The 16,419-nt window shown below is 54.1% G+C and carries 18 protein-coding genes and 1 other annotated feature; of the genes, 16 read left to right on the top strand and 2 right to left on the bottom strand.

The features are described 5' to 3' along the window. Positions 1-48: 48 nt before the first annotated feature. Positions 49-1,464 (bottom strand): glutamine synthetase family protein, encoded by a 1,416-nt coding sequence (locus tag FD744_RS09245; protein WP_058962043.1) that lies wholly within the window; start codon positions 1,462-1,464, stop codon positions 49-51. A gap of 213 nt (positions 1,465-1,677) precedes the next feature. On the opposite strand from FD744_RS09245, the gene puuD reads away from it, so the two are divergent. From puuD to FD744_RS09220, 5 genes are all read left to right on the top strand, one after another. After that, positions 1,678-2,442: a gamma-glutamyl-gamma-aminobutyrate hydrolase gene (gene puuD, locus FD744_RS09240; protein ID WP_160868057.1), complete on the top strand. Its 765-nt coding sequence runs from the start codon at positions 1,678-1,680 to the stop codon at positions 2,440-2,442. Beyond that, complete coding sequence (gene puuR, locus FD744_RS09235; RefSeq protein WP_034824711.1) at positions 2,439-2,996, top strand: HTH-type transcriptional regulator PuuR; 558 nt, start codon at positions 2,439-2,441, stop codon at positions 2,994-2,996. Before puuD ends, puuR begins: the two co-directional genes overlap by 4 nt. A 24-nt stretch (positions 2,997-3,020) precedes the next feature. Continuing rightward, positions 3,021-4,298, top strand: coding sequence for an FAD-binding oxidoreductase (locus FD744_RS09230; RefSeq protein ID WP_097116677.1), 1,278 nt, complete (start codon positions 3,021-3,023; stop codon positions 4,296-4,298). 208 nt (positions 4,299-4,506) lie between these two features. Next, on the top strand, positions 4,507-4,863 hold the full coding sequence (locus tag FD744_RS09225; protein ID WP_084935105.1) for a GtrA family protein: 357 nt from the start codon (positions 4,507-4,509) through the stop codon (positions 4,861-4,863). Continuing rightward, on the top strand, positions 4,863-5,786 hold the full coding sequence (locus tag FD744_RS09220) for a glycosyltransferase family 2 protein (protein ID WP_160868056.1): 924 nt from the start codon (positions 4,863-4,865) through the stop codon (positions 5,784-5,786). The genes FD744_RS09225 and FD744_RS09220 overlap by 1 nt, the downstream gene beginning before the upstream one ends. Positions 5,787-5,892: 106 nt before the next feature. Here the strand turns inward: FD744_RS09220 and FD744_RS09215 are convergent, their stop codons facing one another. Then, entirely contained in the window at positions 5,893-6,720 is an 828-nt protein-coding gene (locus FD744_RS09215; protein WP_160868055.1) for an SDR family oxidoreductase, read from the bottom strand. 180 nt (positions 6,721-6,900) lie between these two features. On the opposite strand from FD744_RS09215, the gene hisL reads away from it, so the two are divergent. The 11 genes from hisL to FD744_RS09160 all read left to right on the top strand — a co-directional run bounded on the left by hisL (position 6,901) and on the right by FD744_RS09160 (position 16,388). Next, positions 6,901-6,948 (top strand): his operon leader peptide, encoded by a 48-nt coding sequence (gene hisL / locus FD744_RS09210; RefSeq protein WP_100396937.1) that lies wholly within the window; start codon positions 6,901-6,903, stop codon positions 6,946-6,948. Further along, positions 6,924-7,045 (top strand) — a sequence feature (His leader region). It overlaps the preceding gene by 25 nt. Positions 7,046-7,099: 54 nt before the next feature. Continuing rightward, positions 7,100-7,999, top strand: coding sequence for an ATP phosphoribosyltransferase (gene hisG, locus FD744_RS09205; protein ID WP_034824735.1), 900 nt, complete (start codon positions 7,100-7,102; stop codon positions 7,997-7,999). Positions 8,000-8,003: 4 nt separating this feature from the next. After that, entirely contained in the window at positions 8,004-9,311 is a 1,308-nt protein-coding gene (hisD, locus tag FD744_RS09200) for a histidinol dehydrogenase (RefSeq protein WP_160868054.1), read from the top strand. After that, complete coding sequence (gene hisC / locus FD744_RS09195; RefSeq protein ID WP_160868053.1) at positions 9,308-10,378, top strand: histidinol-phosphate transaminase; 1,071 nt, start codon at positions 9,308-9,310, stop codon at positions 10,376-10,378. Before hisD ends, hisC begins: the two co-directional genes overlap by 4 nt. Next, positions 10,375-11,442 (top strand): bifunctional histidinol-phosphatase/imidazoleglycerol-phosphate dehydratase HisB, encoded by a 1,068-nt coding sequence (hisB, locus tag FD744_RS09190; RefSeq protein WP_160868052.1) that lies wholly within the window; start codon positions 10,375-10,377, stop codon positions 11,440-11,442. Before hisC ends, hisB begins: the two co-directional genes overlap by 4 nt. Beyond that, complete coding sequence (hisH, locus tag FD744_RS09185) at positions 11,442-12,032, top strand: imidazole glycerol phosphate synthase subunit HisH (protein WP_034824743.1); 591 nt, start codon at positions 11,442-11,444, stop codon at positions 12,030-12,032. The genes hisB and hisH overlap by 1 nt, the downstream gene beginning before the upstream one ends. After that, positions 12,032-12,769, top strand: coding sequence for a 1-(5-phosphoribosyl)-5-[(5-phosphoribosylamino)methylideneamino]imidazole-4-carboxamide isomerase (gene hisA / locus FD744_RS09180; RefSeq protein WP_160868051.1), 738 nt, complete (start codon positions 12,032-12,034; stop codon positions 12,767-12,769). The genes hisH and hisA overlap by 1 nt, the downstream gene beginning before the upstream one ends. Further along, positions 12,751-13,527: an imidazole glycerol phosphate synthase subunit HisF gene (hisF, locus tag FD744_RS09175; protein WP_058962036.1), complete on the top strand. Its 777-nt coding sequence runs from the start codon at positions 12,751-12,753 to the stop codon at positions 13,525-13,527. Before hisA ends, hisF begins: the two co-directional genes overlap by 19 nt. Beyond that, entirely contained in the window at positions 13,521-14,132 is a 612-nt protein-coding gene (hisIE, locus tag FD744_RS09170) for a bifunctional phosphoribosyl-AMP cyclohydrolase/phosphoribosyl-ATP diphosphatase HisIE (RefSeq protein WP_034824749.1), read from the top strand. Before hisF ends, hisIE begins: the two co-directional genes overlap by 7 nt. 172 nt (positions 14,133-14,304) lie before the next feature. Next, on the top strand, positions 14,305-15,102 hold the full coding sequence (locus FD744_RS09165) for an ABC transporter substrate-binding protein (protein ID WP_160868050.1): 798 nt from the start codon (positions 14,305-14,307) through the stop codon (positions 15,100-15,102). Between the two features lie 170 nt (positions 15,103-15,272). Next, positions 15,273-16,388 (top strand): succinylglutamate desuccinylase/aspartoacylase family protein, encoded by a 1,116-nt coding sequence (locus FD744_RS09160; protein ID WP_160868049.1) that lies wholly within the window; start codon positions 15,273-15,275, stop codon positions 16,386-16,388. The last annotated feature ends 31 nt before the right edge of the window (positions 16,389-16,419 follow it).

The raw sequence follows: 16,419 nt of genomic DNA, 5'->3' as shown, positions 1-16,419 counted from the left end.
CCCAACTTATGCCATCGGCACAAGACGTTAGCGAAATTCTTCTGCGAGTCAGGCGTTCTTCAGCATCCAGTCAATCTCCGTGGCGGTGATAAGCCGTTCAAACTGCATTAACTCGTTCTGTTTGCAGCTGTGCCACACGCCGCTGAAATGCTCACCCAGCAGTTTTTGCAGAGGATAGCTATTCTCGAATTCGTACAGCGCATCGCTCTGTCGCACCGGCAATGGCAGCCCTTCTGCCTCATGTCCATTGCCCTGCACCGCATGCGGTAAGGGTAGCTGATTATCCAGACCGTGCAAAATACCGGCAAGAATTGTTGACACGACCAGGTAAGGATTTGCATCCGCACCGGCCACACGATACTCCACGCGATGGTTATCCACATCGCCGCAGGGAATACGTAAAGCAACGGTGCGATTGTTGTGCCCCCAGGAGGCCTGTAACGGCACGTAGGCTTCAGGTAAGAAGCGGCGATAAGCGTTCACGTTCGGTGCCAGCAGCGCCATTGAAGCCGGCATTAAATCGATCATCCCGGCTAACGCGCGTTTTAACAGCGGCGAATCGCTACCGTCGTCGAGCGAGAAAGCGTTGTGATCGGCGGCGTCCAGCATGCTGATGTGCACATGCATGCCACTGCCCGCATACTCTTCATAGGGCTTGGCCATAAAGGTCGCTGTCATGCCATGATTTTCAGCCACCTGGCGCACCAGACGTTTGAGCAAAATGGCATGATCGCAGGCTTTTAATACATCACGGGTGTGATGCAGATTGATCTCAAACTGGCCCGGCGAGGCTTCCGCCAGCGCACCATCAGCGGGTATGCCCTGCTGTTTGGCAATATCGTCGATATCACGCAGAACATCAGCGAAATGGTCGAGATTATCCACCGAATAAACCTGACTCTGGATATTACGTTCGTCACTGCCCGGCGCGCATGGCGGCTGGATGTACCCTTCCGCATCGCGCTTTTTATCGACCAGATAGAACTCCAGCTCTACCGCTACCACCGGGAATAGCCCTCGATTGCGTAGCTGCTGCCACAAGCGATTAAGGACATTGCGGGGTTCAACGTCAAAGGGAGTGCCATCTTGGTTACACATTGTCAGCAGCAATTGCGCAATGCGTTCAGGATCGGCGGCAGAAGGAATTAAAGTTCCGGGAACCGGGATACAGAGGTTGTCGGGTTCGCCCAGTGACTGTCCGAGTCCGGCTTCTTCGACGGTATTTCCGAGGATATCCATGGCGAAAACCGAGGCCGGGAAGTAACACCCTTTTTCCAGTTTTGCCAATGCAGAGATGGGAATGCGCTTACCGCGAAAGACCCCATTTAAATCATTAAGAAGAATATCGACATACTGCGTTTCAGGATGGCGTTCCAGCCAGGATTTAACCTCCAGCTGGAACGCGCTTGTTCGTTTCTCTTCACTATGCCGCGTGAAGTCTTCTACTTCTACGAGGTTCGTCATGTTCCCACCCGCCCTTTACCGTTTAGTATTGGTTCGCGCAATGCTCAAAATAACAGCCACTCTTCTAACATAGCGCTAACGCAAAAAGTGTGCAAATGTAACAATTCTATTGAAAGAACGAACAACCGGTTGCTAGATTGACAATATATTGCACACTTTTCAGGCCGGATGCGCAAAAACGGTGAAAATATTGAACAGCAACGCGGAGACGTTATGGGCATTATTTTTGACAAACCCTTGATTGGCGTAGTGATGTGTCAGAACCACATCGGCAGCCATCTCGGGCAAACGGTTCACAATAAGTATCTCGATGCCATCGTGCTTGCCGGTGGTGTGCCCTTGCCTTTGCCGCATCAACTGATGCATGCCCCTCATCTATTAGAAAACAGTATGACGCTGCTGGACGGCATTTTGCTTACCGGCAGCCCGAGTAATATCGAACCCTGGCATTACGGTGAAGAAGGTAAAGAGGAGCATGCCGATCCGGCGCGTGACCGCCTCGCCTTCGGCATCATCACTCATGCGATTGGCAAAAAGATGCCGATTTTCGGTATTTGCCGTGGCTTGCAAGAATTAGTGGTGGCCAACGGGGGTTCCCTGTATCGCCAGCTGCATATGACGCATCTGTTTCAGGAGCATCGTGAAGATGATGCGCTGCCGCTCGAACAGCAATATGCGCCGGTGCATGAGGTTCAGCCTGAAGCGGAAGGTTTGTTGAGCCAGGTGCTTGGCAGCGCGCAATCCTTTGCCGTGAACTCTCTACATGGACAAGGCATCCGCGAACCCGGCCCGCAGCTGCGTATTGAAGCGCGTGCGCCTGATGGGCTGATTGAAGCGGTGAGTTTGCGCCAGCACCCGTTTGCCCTTGCGGTGCAGTGGCATCCGGAGTGGCACTCCGATCACGACCCGGTTTCGCAACGCCTGTTTGCGGCCTTTATCCACGCGGCTCTCTGTTATCACAAGGAAAAACAGCCATGAATGATGCCACTCTGGCGCCCGGACGACGTTTATCCCAAATCCGGCAGGAGATGGGATTGTCTCAGCGTCGCGTCGCTGAGTTGTCAGGACTAACGCACAGTGCTATCAGCACCATTGAGCAGGACAAAGTCAGCCCAGCGCTGAGTACCTTGCAGAAATTGCTGAAGGTGTACGGCTTGTCGTTGTCAGAGTTTTTCTCGGAGCCAAAGGTAAACAGCACGCCGCGCGTGATCGTACGTCCGGAAGAGTGCGTGGAGATCGGCAGCCTCGGCGTGTCGTTGCGTTTGGTGGAGAACGGCGCTGAAAAACGTGCGCTGGCGATGTTGATTGAACGCTACGAACCGGGTTCCAGCACCGGAGAGAAACTGCGTCATCCTGGTGAAGAGACCGGCACGGTGCTGGAAGGAGAAATCACGCTGGTGGTTAATGGTCAGAGTTATCACCTTTATTGTGGCGAGAGTTACGTGATCGATACCGGCTTGCCGCACAGTTTTACCAATACGTCTGAGCTGCCGTGTCGCATCGTCAGTGCGCACACCCCAGCGAATTTCTGAGTTCACGCGCTAAAGGAGGATGTGATGCAACATGTGGGAAGTTATTACGCAGCAACCGCGAATGCGCATGAGCCGTGGCCCGAACTGCAGGAATCGGTGCAGTGTGATGTCTGTATTATTGGCGGCGGATTTACCGGCCTCTCCTCGGCGCTGTTTTTGACCGAAGCCGGTTATGACGTGGTGCTACTCGAAGCGGCGAAGATTGGTTTCGGAGCCAGCGGTCGTAACGGCGGCCAGGTAGTGAATTCTTACAGCCGCGATGTGGATGTAATTGAACAACGCTACGGCAAAGACGTGGCGAAGATGCTGGGCAATATGATGTTTGAGGGCGCGGAGATTATTCGCGATCGCATTGATCGTTATGCCATCGCCTGCGATTACCGGCCCGGCGGCATTTTTGCGGCGTTGAACCAGCGCCAGATGGGCCACTTACGCAGCCAAAAAGCCAACTGGGAGCGCTATGGTAACCATAATCTGGAGCTGCTGGATGAGCGCGCGATTCGTCGCGAAGTGGCGACCGATCGCTATGTCGGCGGCTTGCTGGATAAGCGCGGCGGGCATCTGCATCCGTTAAACCTGGCATTGGGTGAAGCGGAAGCGATTCGCCGTCACGGTGGGCGCATCTATGAACAATCTGCGGCACTGGAAGTAAAGTATGGCGAGCCGCATCGGGTAAAGACCGCTAAAGGTGAAGTCACTGCCACCTTTGTGATTTTTGCCGGTAATGCTTATCTCCCCTCACAACTGGAACCGCGCCTGAGCCGTAAAAGCATGCCGTGTGGCTCGCAAATCCTCACCACTGAACCATTAAGCCGCGACCAGGCGTTGGGTTTATTGCCGAACAATCACTGCGTCGAAGACTGTAATTATCTGCTGGATTACTTCCGCCTCACCGCCGATAACCGCCTGCTGTACGGCGGCGGTGTGGTGTATGGCGCCCGCGAGCCGGATGATATTGAAGCATTGATCCGCCCTAAGTTGTTACGCACTTTCCCGCAGCTAAAGGATGTGAAATTCAGCCATCGCTGGAGCGGTAACTTCCTGCTGACGCTGTCACGTATGCCGCAGTTTGGGCAAATCGAGAAGAATGCGTTCTTTATGCAAGGGGATAGCGGACATGGTGTGACCTGTACCCATTTATCGGGGCGATTGATTGCGGAGGTGCTGCGTGGGCAAGCGGAACGATTTGATGCCTTTGCGAAGCTGCCGCATTTGCCGTTTCCGGGTGGCAGACGGTTTAAAGTGCCGCTGACGGCGATGGGTGCGGTGTGGTACGCGTTAAGGGATCGGTTGGGGGTTTAATGAAAAGGGAGCACAGCTCCCTTTTTAAACAAGGGTGTATATTTTTAAAAACACCAGCAATCTTCATTCCCCATTCCCCATTCCCACCATAAAACCTCTCCCTGACATAACCTGCCCACTTAACGTTTCACCAACGTTCATTTACCAAAACTTGCTATAACGCTAAGGGAATGCGAGGATCAGGCACTTTAATTTTTAGGGTTATGCAATGCTGCGGTTGTTTGCCAGATATACATCTGTCGGGGTGATTAACACCCTCATCCATTGGGCAGTATTTGGCGCACTCTTCGCGAGTGGCGCGAACCAATCTACGTCTAACCTTGCGGCCTTTTGCGTTGCGGTGACGTTTTCCTTCTTCGCGAACGCCAAGTGGACCTTTAACGCCGAAGCGACGACTGCCCGATATTTTCTTTATATCTTTTTCATGGGCGCGATGGCGCTTTCGGTCGGATGGACAGCAGACCGCCTACACATAAGCCCAATAGTGACACTGATTTTCTTCTCTGCACTCAGTCTTGTTTGCGGCTTCGCCTATTCGAAGTTTTTCGTGTTTAGGAAGAGTTAATGAAATTTTCTTTGATCGTCCCAGTGCTTAATGAAGAGGAAGCTATTCCTCTCTTCTACCGAGCAGTGCGTGAGTTTGCATCGTTCCAAACTCATCAGGTGGAGTTGGTGTTTATCAATGACGGCAGCACTGATCGGACTGAAGCCATTCTTAATGAAATCGAGGCCGATGATGAATTGGTGAAACATATTTCATTTACACGAAACTTCGGTAAAGAACCGGCGCTTTTTGCTGGGCTAGAAGCAGCAAGCGGTGATGCGGTAATTCCAATTGATGTAGATTTGCAGGACCCTATTGAAGTCATCCCCGAGATGCTCGAAAAATGGCAACAAGGTGCGGATATCGTTCTTGCTAAACGCGTTGACCGCAGTACGGACTCCCACCTGAAACGCAAAACGGCCGAGTGGTTCTACAAACTTCACAACAAGATTAGCTCACCGAAAATTGAAGAGAATGTGGGCGATTTTCGTTTGATGTCGCGTGAAGTAGTAGAAAACATAAAATTGCTGCAAGAGCGCAACCTCTTCATGAAAGGCATTTTGAGTTGGGTGGGCGGTAAAACTGATATCGTGGAATATGCGCGCGCTGACCGTGTCGCAGGTACAACGAAATTCAATGGTTGGAAGTTGTGGAATTTAGCGCTTGAGGGAATCACTTCTTTCTCAACGTTTCCTCTTAGAATTTGGACATATATTGGTTTATGCGTAGCTGCAGTGTCATTTATTTATGGCGCATGGATGTTAATAGACACTCTTTTCTGGGGGAACCCTGTTAAAGGTTATCCTTCGATAATGGTATCAATGCTTTTCTTAGGCGGAATCCAGTTAATTGGAATCGGCGTTTTAGGCGAATATATTGGAAGAATCTATATAGAGAGTAAAAATCGCCCGCGATACATAGTCTCAAAGAAAAATAAAAAATAAATATATTTAAAAAATGGTTTGGAATAATAGCAGTTGTTATTAAAACACCCTACAAGCTACAATAGTTGCCTGTAGGGTGTTTGAAAACTGAATTAAAATAAACGATTCACTCCAGCGGCATCTTCATCGGGTCATCGTAACTGTACTCAAATCCCAGCTCATTACAGATCTTCGAGCCATCTACCACCTTCCCCGCAGACCGCTCCGGCTCAGCAACGAACGTCGGTGCGACCAACGCCAACTGCTTCGAGACAAACGGATAAAAATCATCACGCGCCGGGTGTTTCGAGGCACACAGGTTATACACCCGCCCCCCTTTAGGCGTTTGCAGCAACAGTACAATCGCATCCACCACATCATCGAGATGCACCAGATTGACCGCATGGCCGCCGTTTTCCAATCCCGTTTTACCGGCGAGGAATCGACCTGGATGGCGATTCGGCCCCACCAGTCCCGCCAAACGCACTATATCAACGCTAGTACCCGGCAGATCGTGCAACCAGTTTTCCAGTTCCACCAGCGTCTTACCCGCCACACTTTCTGGCTGCAGCGCACTGCTCTCTTTCATTACGCCCGAACCGGTGCCATACACCGATGAAGAACTGGTAAAGATGATGCGCGGCACCTTGTGCGCTAGTGCGGTATCCACTACGTTCTGTACCGCTTGCATATAGTCTTCGCCACCCTGCACGGTGCGGCTGGCAGGCAAAGTCACCACTAGCGCGTCCACCGCCATCAGCGTGGCTAATTCATCTGCTTCACACTCAATTTCCGGGGTGAGCACCAGTTGAAACGCCTCAATACCGCAACGGCGCGCGGCATCGACACCATCGGGTGAGGTTTTGCTGCCGGTGACCTGCCAGCCGCGTGCCGTCAGCGCCATCGCCAGCGGCATACCCAGCCATCCCAGACCTACAATCGCGACTTTTTTCATACCGACTCCTGCTTTCCAGCGCTAAGACACTTCATCTTAATCCCAGCGATTATGGCAAACCAGCGCAAACTGTTGCGGAAGGTTCCGAGAACTGACGTTAAAAAAGGGTTGCCAAGCGCCGCCATCTTCGTTAGGTTAATCAGCACGCAAATGAATACTCATTCAGCAACGGAATTTACTATGACACGCGTTCAGTTCAACCACCATCATCACCATCATCCTGACTAGTCTTTCAGGCGATGTGTGCTGGGAGACGATTAGGATCTTCCAGTGGTGCGAACGCAAAGAGAGCCCCCGGAAGATCATCTTCCGGGGGTTTTTTTATGGGCGAACGCAACCCCACTGAGTTCAGACAGGATTGAATAAGAGGACAGGAACCATGTTAGATAACACCCGTATTCGCATAGCTATGCAGAAATCTGGCCGTTTAAGTGATGAATCACGCGAACTGCTGGCCCGCTGCGGTATCAAAATCAACCTTCAGCAGCAGCGTCTGATTGCGTTTGCGGAGAACATGCCTATCGATATCCTGCGTGTACGTGATGACGATATCCCTGGCCTGGTGATGGATGGCGTGGTGGATCTCGGCATCGTCGGTGAAAACGTGCTGGAAGAAGAGCTGCTGGACCGCCGCGCACAAGGCGAAGACCCGCGCTACTTCACCCTGCGTCGTCTCGATTTCGGCGGTTGCCGCCTGTCGCTGGCGATGCCAGTGGATGCGGAATATACCGGCCCGCAGTGCCTGCAGAACTCACGTATTGCCACCTCTTATCCGCACCTGCTGAAGAAATATCTCGATAAGCAAGGCGTCTCCTTTAAGTCTTGCCTGCTGAACGGTTCGGTGGAAGTCGCGCCACGTGCGGGTTTGGCCGATGCCATTTGCGACCTGGTATCGACCGGTGCCACCCTTGAAGCCAACGGCCTGCGTGAAGTGGAAGTCATCTACCGCTCTAAAGCGGTACTGATTCAACGCGATGGCGAGCTGCCAGCAGCCAAGCAAGAACTGATCGACAAAATGATGACGCGTATTCAGGGCGTGATCAAAGCGCGTGAATCTAAATACATCATGCTGCACGCGCCGAGCGAGCGCCTGGAAGAAGTGATCGCCCTGCTGCCAGGTGCCGAGCGCCCAACCGTATTGCCACTGGCTGGCGAAGTGAGCCGCGTGGCGATGCACATGGTGAGCAGTGAAACCCTGTTCTGGGAAACCATGGAAAAACTGAAAGCGCTGGGTGCCAGCTCGATCCTCGTACTGCCAATCGAAAAAATGTTGGAGTAACAGCATGAGCACAATCATGACCCCGATTGACTGGCAACAGTGTGATGAACAACAGCAGCAAGCGCTGCTGATGCGCCCGGCAATTTCTGCTTCGGCGAGCATCAGCGAAATCGTGCGCGATGTGCTGACGCAAGTAAAAGAACAAGGCGATGATGCGCTGCGCGAGTTCAGCGCGCGCTTCGACAAAGCGCAGGTGGAAAACCTGCGTGTCACGCCAGAAGAGATGCAAGCCGCCAGCGACCGTTTGAGCGATACGCTGAAGCAGGCGATGGCAGTGGCTGTCGGTAATATCGAAACGTTCCATAACGCGCAGATTCTGCCCGCGGTGGATATTGAGACGCAACCGGGCGTGCGCTGCCAGCAGATCACCCGTCCGGTACAATCGGTTGGGTTGTATATTCCTGGCGGATCTGCCCCGCTGTTCTCCACGGTATTAATGCTGGCAACCCCAGCCCGTATCGCCGGTTGTGGTCGTGTGGTGCTCTGTTCGCCCCCGCCGATCGCCGATGAAATTCTCTATGCGGCGCAACTGTGCGGCGTAAAAGAGGTGTTTCAGGTCGGCGGTGCGCAAGCGATTGCTGCGCTAGCCTTCGGCACCGAAACTGTACCAAAAGTGGACAAGATCTTTGGCCCAGGCAACGCCTACGTCACCGAAGCGAAACGCCAGGTGAGCCAGCGTTTAGATGGCGCTGCTATTGATATGCCTGCTGGCCCATCAGAGGTTTTGGTGATTGCTGATGAAGGTGCCACACCGGCATTTGTCGCTTCTGATCTGCTATCACAAGCAGAGCACGGCCCGGATTCACAGGTTATCTTGCTGACCCCTTCGCTGAAACTGGCAGAAGGCGTGGCGCAGGCCGTGGAAGAACAGCTCGCGCAGTTACCACGCGCGGCCACCGCACGTCAGGCGCTGGCGAGTAGCCGTCTGATTGTGTTGCGCGATCTGGCGCAGTGTGTGGAAATCTCCAACCTTTACGGTCCTGAGCACCTGATTATTCAGACGCGCCAGCCACGTGATCTGGTTGATGCGATCACCAGCGCCGGTTCGGTGTTCCTCGGTGACTGGTCTCCGGAATCAGCGGGTGATTACGCCTCAGGCACCAATCACGTATTACCGACTTACGGTTATACCGCCACCTGTTCAAGTCTGGGATTAGCCGATTTCCAGAAGCGTATGACGGTGCAAGAGTTGACGCCACAAGGCTTCCTCAATCTGGCTGCCACCATTGAAACTTTAGCGGCCGCTGAGCAGCTGGAAGCCCACAAAAACGCCGTTACCCTGCGTGTTGCCGCGCTGAAGGAGCAAGCATGAGCATTGAAGATTTAGCCCGCGCCAATGTGCGCGCGTTGACGCCGTATCAATCGGCGCGTCGTTTGGGGGGTAACGGTGATGTGTGGCTGAATGCCAACGAATTCCCGCTGCCAGTGCCCTTTGAGCTGTCTCAGCAAACGCTGAACCGCTATCCGGAATGCCAGCCGAAGCTTGTGATTGAGCGCTATGCGGCTTTTGTCGGTTTATCGCCGGAGCAAGTGATTGTCAGTCGTGGTGCTGATGAAGGCATTGAGCTGTTAATGCGCGCCTTCTGTGAGCCGGGCAAAGATGCGATTCTGTTCTGCCCGCCGACATACGGCATGTACAGCGTGAGCGCGGAAACCATCGGCATCGAGTATCGCACCGTGGCAGCATTGGATGACTGGCAGCTGAATCTGCCCGCCATTGCCGAACAGTTAGACGGCGTGAAAGTGGTCTACATGTGCAGCCCGAACAATCCGACCGGCAACCTTATCAATCAAGACGATATCCGTAAACTGCTGGAGATGACCGCCGGTAAAGCACTGCTGGTCGCCGATGAAGCCTATATCGAGTTTTGCCCGGAGGCGACTCTCGCCGGTTGGTTGAAAGAATATCCACATCTGGTGATCCTGCGCACGCTATCAAAAGCCTTTGCGCTGGCTGGCCTGCGCTGTGGCTTTACGCTGGCCAACAAGCCCGTGATCGACCTGTTGATGAAAGTGATCGCGCCTTACCCGCTGGCGACCCCGGTTGCTGATGTCGCAGGACAGGCGCTGAGCGAAGAAGGCATTGCGCTGATGCGTAAGCATGTCGCCGAACTCAACGCCAATCGTGCATGGCTGTTTGAACAACTGCCACAGCTGAGCGTGGTGCAGCAGGTGTTCCCGAGCGAAACCAACTACATTCTGGCGCGCTTCACTGATTCGCCAAAAGTGTTTAAAACGCTATGGGATCAAGGCATTATTCTGCGCGACCAAAACAAAAACCCCGGCCTTGCGGGATGCCTGCGCATCTCCATCGGCACCCGTGAAGAGTGCGAGCGCCTGATCGCCGCGCTGCAAGCCTTATCAGTGGAGCAAGCATGAGTCAGAAGACCCTTTTTATCGACCGCGACGGTACCATCATCTCTGAGCCGCCAACGGATTTTCAGGTTGATCGCATGGATAAACTGGCGTTTGAAAAAAACGCCATCCCTGCGCTGCTGGCCCTGCAAAATGCCGGCTATCAGCTGGTGATGATCACCAATCAGGATGGTCTGGGCACCGACAGCTTCCCACAGGCTGATTTTGATGGCCCACACAATCTGATGATGCAGATTCTGACTTCGCAGGGCGTGAACTTCAGCGACATCTTGATCTGCCCGCATAAGCCGGAAGAAAACTGCGATTGCCGCAAGCCGAAAACCAAAATGGTGGAAGCCTGGCTGGCACAAGGCGCACTGGACACCGCAAACAGCTACGTGATTGGCGATCGCCTGACCGATATCCAGCTGGCTGAGAACATGGGCATTCAGGGCCTGCGTTACGGTGCAGAAGGTATTGACTGGGACGCGATCCAGGCACGCCTGACCAAACGTGACCGCCATGCGCTGGTGCAACGCAACACCAAAGAGACGCAGATCAAAGTGGAAGTGTGGCTGGACCGCGAAGGCGGCAGCAAAATCAATACCGGTGTCGGCTTCTTTGACCACATGCTGGATCAGATTGCCGTACACGGCGGCTTCCGCATGAACATCGACGTGAAAGGCGATCTCTATATTGACGATCACCACACCGTGGAAGATACCGGTCTGGCGCTGGGTGAAGCGCTGCTGAAAGCGCTGGGCGACAAGCGAGGCATCGGCCGTTTCGGCTTCGTGCTGCCGATGGATGAGTGCCTGGCGCGCTGTGCACTGGATATCTCTGGCCGTCCGCACATCGAGTTTAAAGCCGAGTTTAGCTATCAGCGTGTCGGCGATCTCAGTACCGAGATGGTTGAGCACTTCTTCAGCTCCCTCTCCTACGCCATGATGAGCACCCTGCACCTGAAAACCAAAGGCAAGAACGACCATCATCGTGTGGAAAGCCTGTTTAAAGCCTTTGGCCGCACACTGCGCCAGGCAATTCGCGTGGATGGCAACACCCTGCCGAGTTCGAAAGGAGTGCTGTGATGAACGTGGTGATTCTCGATACCGGGTGCGCCAACCTGTCATCGGTAAAGTGGGCGATTGAGCGCCTCGGCTACACGCCAGAGGTGAGCCGCGATCCGGATGTGGTGCTGCGTGCCGACAAGCTATTGTTGCCGGGCGTGGGCACCGCGCAAGCGGCCATGAACCAGTTGCAGGAGCGTGACCTGATCGATCTGATCAAAGCCTGTACCCAACCGGTACTCGGCATTTGTCTTGGTATGCAGTTGCTGGGTCGCGGGAGCGATGAGAATGGCGGCGTGACCACGCTGGGTCTGGTGGATGAACCGGTCTCGCTGATGGATACCCAGGGTTTGCCCTTGCCACATATGGGCTGGAACCAGATCACTTCGCAAGCTGGCAACCACCTGTTCCGTAATATCCCGGACGGCAGCTACTTCTATTTTGTGCACAGCTACGCCATGCCAGTGAATGCCGCCACCATCGCCCAGTGCGATTACGGCCATCCGTTCACCGCTGCGTTGCAGAAAGATAATTTCTTCGGCGTGCAATTCCACCCGGAGCGTTCTGGCAAAGCAGGCGCGCAGTTGCTGAAAAACTTCCTGGAGATGTGATGATTATCCCCGCATTAGATTTAATCGACGGCAAAGTGGTGCGTCTGCATCAGGGCGACTACGGTCAGCAACGCGACTACGGTAGCGATCCGCTGCCACGCCTGCAGGATTACGAACGTCAGGGCGCGGAAGTGCTGCACCTGGTGGATCTCACTGGCGCCAAAGATCCGGCTAAACGCCAAATCCCTCTGCTCACTACCCTGCTGCGTGGCGTGAATGTACCGGTGCAGGTCGGTGGCGGTATTCGCAATCGTGAAGACGTTGCAGCCTTGCTGGCGGCCGGCGCGACTCGGGTGGTGGTGGGCTCCACGGCAGTGAAACAGCCAGAGGAAGTGAAAAGCTGGTTCAACAAGTTCGGCGCGGATGCCATTGTACTGGCGCTGGATGTGCGCATTGACGCCAACAATCGCAAAGAAGTGGCGATCAGCGGCTGGCAGGAAGCGGCGGGCGTGACGCTGGAAGAAGTGATTGGCTGGTATCAGCCGGTTGGCCTGAAGCACGTGCTGTGCACCGATATCTCCCGCGATGGCACCTTAAGCGGTTCTAACGTGGCGCTTTATAAAGAAGTGTCGGATGCCTTCCCGAATATCGCGTTCCAGAGTTCCGGCGGAATCGGCTCGCTGGATGACATCGCGGCCTTACGTGGCAGCGGCGCGCAGGGCGTGATCGTCGGTCGCGCATTGCTGGAAGATAAATTCACCGTAGCGGAGGCGATTGCATGCTGGCAAAACGGATAATTCCTTGTCTCGATGTGCGTGATGGGCAAGTGGTAAAAGGCGTGCAGTTCCGCAACCACGAAATTATTGGCGACATCGTGCCACTGGCGCAACGTTACGCGCAGGAAGGCGCAGACGAGCTGGTGTTCTACGATATCACCGCCTCATCGGATGGCCGCGTGGTCGATAAAAGCTGGGTGTCCCGCGTGGCGGAAGTGATTGATATTCCCTTCTGCGTGGCGGGCGGTATCAAGAGCGAAGAAGATGCCGCACGCATTCTGCAGTTCGGTGCGGATAAGATCTCCATCAACTCTCCGGCGCTGGCTGACCCGACATTGATCACGCGTCTGGCGGATCGCTTTGGTGTGCAGTGTATCGTGGTGGGTATTGATACCTGGTTCGATGAAGCCACCGGCAAGTATCACGTCAATCAATATACCGGCGATGAATCACGTACCCGTGTCACCACCTGGGAAACCCTGGATTGGGTACAGGAAGTGCAGAAGCTAGGCGCGGGCGAAATCGTGCTGAACATGATGAACCAGGATGGCGTACGTAATGGCTACGATCTGGTGCAGCTGAAGAAAGTGCGTGAGGTATGTAAAGTGCCCCTCATCGCTTCTGGCGGCGCGGGCACCATGCCACACTTCCTCGAAGCCTTTGAACAGGCAAACGTTGATGGCGCACTGGCTGCTTCAGTGTTTCACAAACAAATTATCAATATCGGCGAGTTGAAAAACTTCCTGATCGACAACGGTGTGGAGATTCGCGCGTGTTAACTGCAGAACAACTGGCCAAATTGGATTGGGCCAAAACCGCGGGCATGATGCCCGTCATCGTCCAGCACAACGTTTCTGGCGAAGTGCTGATGCACGGTTATATGAATGAGGAAGCGCTGCAAAAGACGCTGGCGGAAGGCAACGTTACCTTCTTCTCTCGCACCAAGAACCGTCTGTGGACCAAAGGGGAAACCTCCGGTCATTTCCTGCAGGTGGCGAGCATCACGCCGGATTGTGATAACGATACGCTGCTGGTGCTGGCAAACCCGATTGGGCCAACCTGCCACCTCGGCACCTCAAGCTGCTTCTCACCGGCGGCGCCAGATTGGGCGTTCCTCTATCAGCTGGAGCAGTTGCTGGCATCGCGTAAGAGCGCCGATCCGGAGAGTTCTTACACCGCGAAACTCTATGCCAGCGGCACCAAGCGTATCGCGCAGAAAGTCGGTGAAGAAGGCGTGGAAACCGCGCTGGCTGCTACGGTGAACGATCGTCACGAACTGACCAACGAAGCCTCTGACTTGCTGTATCACCTGATGGTGTTGCTGCAGGATCAGGAGCTGGATTTGAGCACGATTATTAATAATCTGCGGGCGCGTCATAAGTAACGAGATTCCCAGCTAATGCTCAGGCGCACTTCGGTGCGCTTTGTTGTTTCTACGCCAGAAAGCTTCACCCACTCATAATGGTAACGTGATGAAAATAATCTGCTAATTGCCATGGCGGACAGTGATCGGTACTCTGCGTTATTCCACATCACGAAAAAAGAAGACCGAAATTATGGCAAGTTCTTGTTTTACTGCCCGCCTGCGTCAGACGCTGGCGCTGGCTGTGCTGGCAGGTTGCGCATTTGGCGCACAGGCAAAGATTGAACAAGTACGCTTCGCTGTTGATCCCACCTACCCTCCTTTCGAATCCAAAACCCCGCAGGGCAAGCTGGTGGGTTTTGATATCGACCTGGGCAACGCGCTGTGCGAGCAGATGCAAGCCAGGTGCGTGTGGGTTGAGAGCCAGTTCGACGGCATGATTCCAGCGCTGAAAGCCCGCAAGTTTGATGCCATCCTGTCGGATATGGGTATCACGGAAGAGCGTCTGAAACAGATCGACTTCACCGTTCCGCTCTATGATACGCACACCCAATTGATTGCACGGAAAGGCTCCGGCCTGCTGCCAACGGCCGAATCTCTGAAAGGCAAGACAGTTGGCGTTGAGCAGGGAACCGTGCAGGAGCGCTATGCACTGGCAAAATGGCAGCCACACGGCGTGAACGTGGTGCCTTATGGCGATCAGGCACAGGTTGAAAGTGATTTGATCTCTGGTCGTCTGGATGTGGTGTTTACCGATGCAGCTCAGGCAGCTAACGGCTTCCTGAAACATCCGCAAGGCAAAGATTTCGAGCTGGCTGGCCCGATTGTGGAAGACCCGATTATCGGTCCAGGTACAGCGATTGGACTGCGTAAAGGCGATGAAGAGCTGAAAACAGCCCTTGATAACGCCTTTGCTGAAATCAAGAAAAACGGCACTTTTGACAAGATCCAGAAGAAGTACTTCGCCACCGATATCTCGATCCAGCATTAATCAATGCAGGGGCGGTCTTCAGGCCGCCCTGTTCGCGCTGCTAACATGAGCAAGCGCAAATTTAGCGGCTTCATACCCGCTCATTTTCACAGCAGCACTATAATTCCAGTCAATAAAATTAATCAGGCACGCCGTTCAGCGTGCCGTAGATACAGGACATCGACCGCGCCATGCAACAACAACATCATCCCTTGTTAAGTGCTTCCCTCGGTACACAGCGCGAAATCGTCAGCTTTCATTTCGGTACCGATTCGCAGCAGCGAGTTTACATTCAGGCGGCACTGCACGGTGATGAATTGCCGGGAATGGCAGTGGCGTGGTTCCTGAAACAAAAACTGCTGGCGCTGGAATCAGCCGGTCAGCTTAAGTCCAAAATCACCCTAGTGCCGGTGGCAAATCCGCTGGCGATGGGGCAACACTGGCACGGCAGCCATTTGGGTCGATTCCATACGCTTTCAGGTCAGGATTTCAATCGCCGTTTCCCGTCGTTAGGCGATACCCTGGCTGAAGAGTTGGCCGGTTCGTTGACGCAGAGTGAATATGAGAACAAACGGTTGATCCGTGATGGCATTGATCGCCACTATCGCGACCGCGTTGCTCGTACCGAACTGGATGCGCAGCGCTTCACGCTAATGCGTATGGCCAGCCAGGCAGATTTGATGATTGATCTGCACTGCGACTGGGACGCATTGCCGCATCTCTACACGACCCCGCATGCGTGGCAGGATATCGAGCCTTTAGCGCGTTGGTTAGGTAGCGAAGTACAGCTTCTGGCCCAAATCTCTGGTGGCGAGCCGTTTGATGAAGCCTGCTGCGAGCCGTGGTTAAAGTTGGCCGAGCGGTTTGGTGGTGAGTATCCGATGCCACGGGGTTTGTTGCCAGTGACGCTGGAGTTACGTGGGGTTGCTGATGTGTCGCCTGGACAGGCTGAGAAGGATGCGGATGCGATAATTAATGCGCTGATTGAAGGCGGCTATATAGCGGGTGACGTGGGTGAGTCACCTGCTCTGATCAATCCTGCGACACCGCTGGCAGGTTGTGAGTATATCCATGCGCCGCATTCAGGGCTGTTGTTGAATCGCCGTGAGTTGGGCGAATGGATCAAGCCGGGTGAAGTGGTAGCGGAGATTGTGGATCCGATTACCGACCAGGTGACGCCGCTGGTGGCGGAGTTTGGTGGGGTGCTGTACGCGAGGAACCTGATGAAGTTTGCTACGGCGGGAATGCTGGTGGTGAGACTTGCGGGGGAGAATGCGGGGCGTGAGGGGGAGTTGTTGGTAGTATAGCGAATGTAAATGCCGTCACTGACGTGAGCAA

It is taken from the genome of Pantoea sp. Taur (genome assembly GCF_009830025.1).
In the GTDB taxonomy this organism is placed as follows: domain Bacteria; phylum Pseudomonadota; class Gammaproteobacteria; order Enterobacterales; family Enterobacteriaceae; genus Pantoea; species Pantoea communis.
Note: the sequence above shows the minus strand (reverse complement) of the source record. Positions and strands in the feature narration are given on the sequence as shown.

Coding starts and splice junctions, on each gene's coding strand:
- FD744_RS09160 (WP_160868049.1), top strand. CDS start 15,273: ATGCAACAACAACATCATCCCTTGTTAAGTGCTTCCCTCGGTACACAG.
- hisG (WP_034824735.1), top strand. CDS start 7,100: ATGTTAGATAACACCCGTATTCGCATAGCTATGCAGAAATCTGGCCGT.
- puuR (WP_034824711.1), top strand. CDS start 2,439: ATGAATGATGCCACTCTGGCGCCCGGACGACGTTTATCCCAAATCCGG.
- FD744_RS09245 (WP_058962043.1), bottom strand. CDS start 1,464: ATGACGAACCTCGTAGAAGTAGAAGACTTCACGCGGCATAGTGAAGAG.
- FD744_RS09215 (WP_160868055.1), bottom strand. CDS start 6,720: ATGAAAAAAGTCGCGATTGTAGGTCTGGGATGGCTGGGTATGCCGCTG.
- hisB (WP_160868052.1), top strand. CDS start 10,375: ATGAGTCAGAAGACCCTTTTTATCGACCGCGACGGTACCATCATCTCT.
- FD744_RS09220 (WP_160868056.1), top strand. CDS start 4,863: ATGAAATTTTCTTTGATCGTCCCAGTGCTTAATGAAGAGGAAGCTATT.
- puuD (WP_160868057.1), top strand. CDS start 1,678: ATGGGCATTATTTTTGACAAACCCTTGATTGGCGTAGTGATGTGTCAG.
- hisH (WP_034824743.1), top strand. CDS start 11,442: ATGAACGTGGTGATTCTCGATACCGGGTGCGCCAACCTGTCATCGGTA.
- FD744_RS09230 (WP_097116677.1), top strand. CDS start 3,021: ATGCAACATGTGGGAAGTTATTACGCAGCAACCGCGAATGCGCATGAG.
- hisD (WP_160868054.1), top strand. CDS start 8,004: ATGAGCACAATCATGACCCCGATTGACTGGCAACAGTGTGATGAACAA.
- hisA (WP_160868051.1), top strand. CDS start 12,032: ATGATTATCCCCGCATTAGATTTAATCGACGGCAAAGTGGTGCGTCTG.
- hisC (WP_160868053.1), top strand. CDS start 9,308: ATGAGCATTGAAGATTTAGCCCGCGCCAATGTGCGCGCGTTGACGCCG.
- FD744_RS09225 (WP_084935105.1), top strand. CDS start 4,507: ATGCTGCGGTTGTTTGCCAGATATACATCTGTCGGGGTGATTAACACC.
- hisF (WP_058962036.1), top strand. CDS start 12,751: ATGCTGGCAAAACGGATAATTCCTTGTCTCGATGTGCGTGATGGGCAA.
- FD744_RS09165 (WP_160868050.1), top strand. CDS start 14,305: ATGGCAAGTTCTTGTTTTACTGCCCGCCTGCGTCAGACGCTGGCGCTG.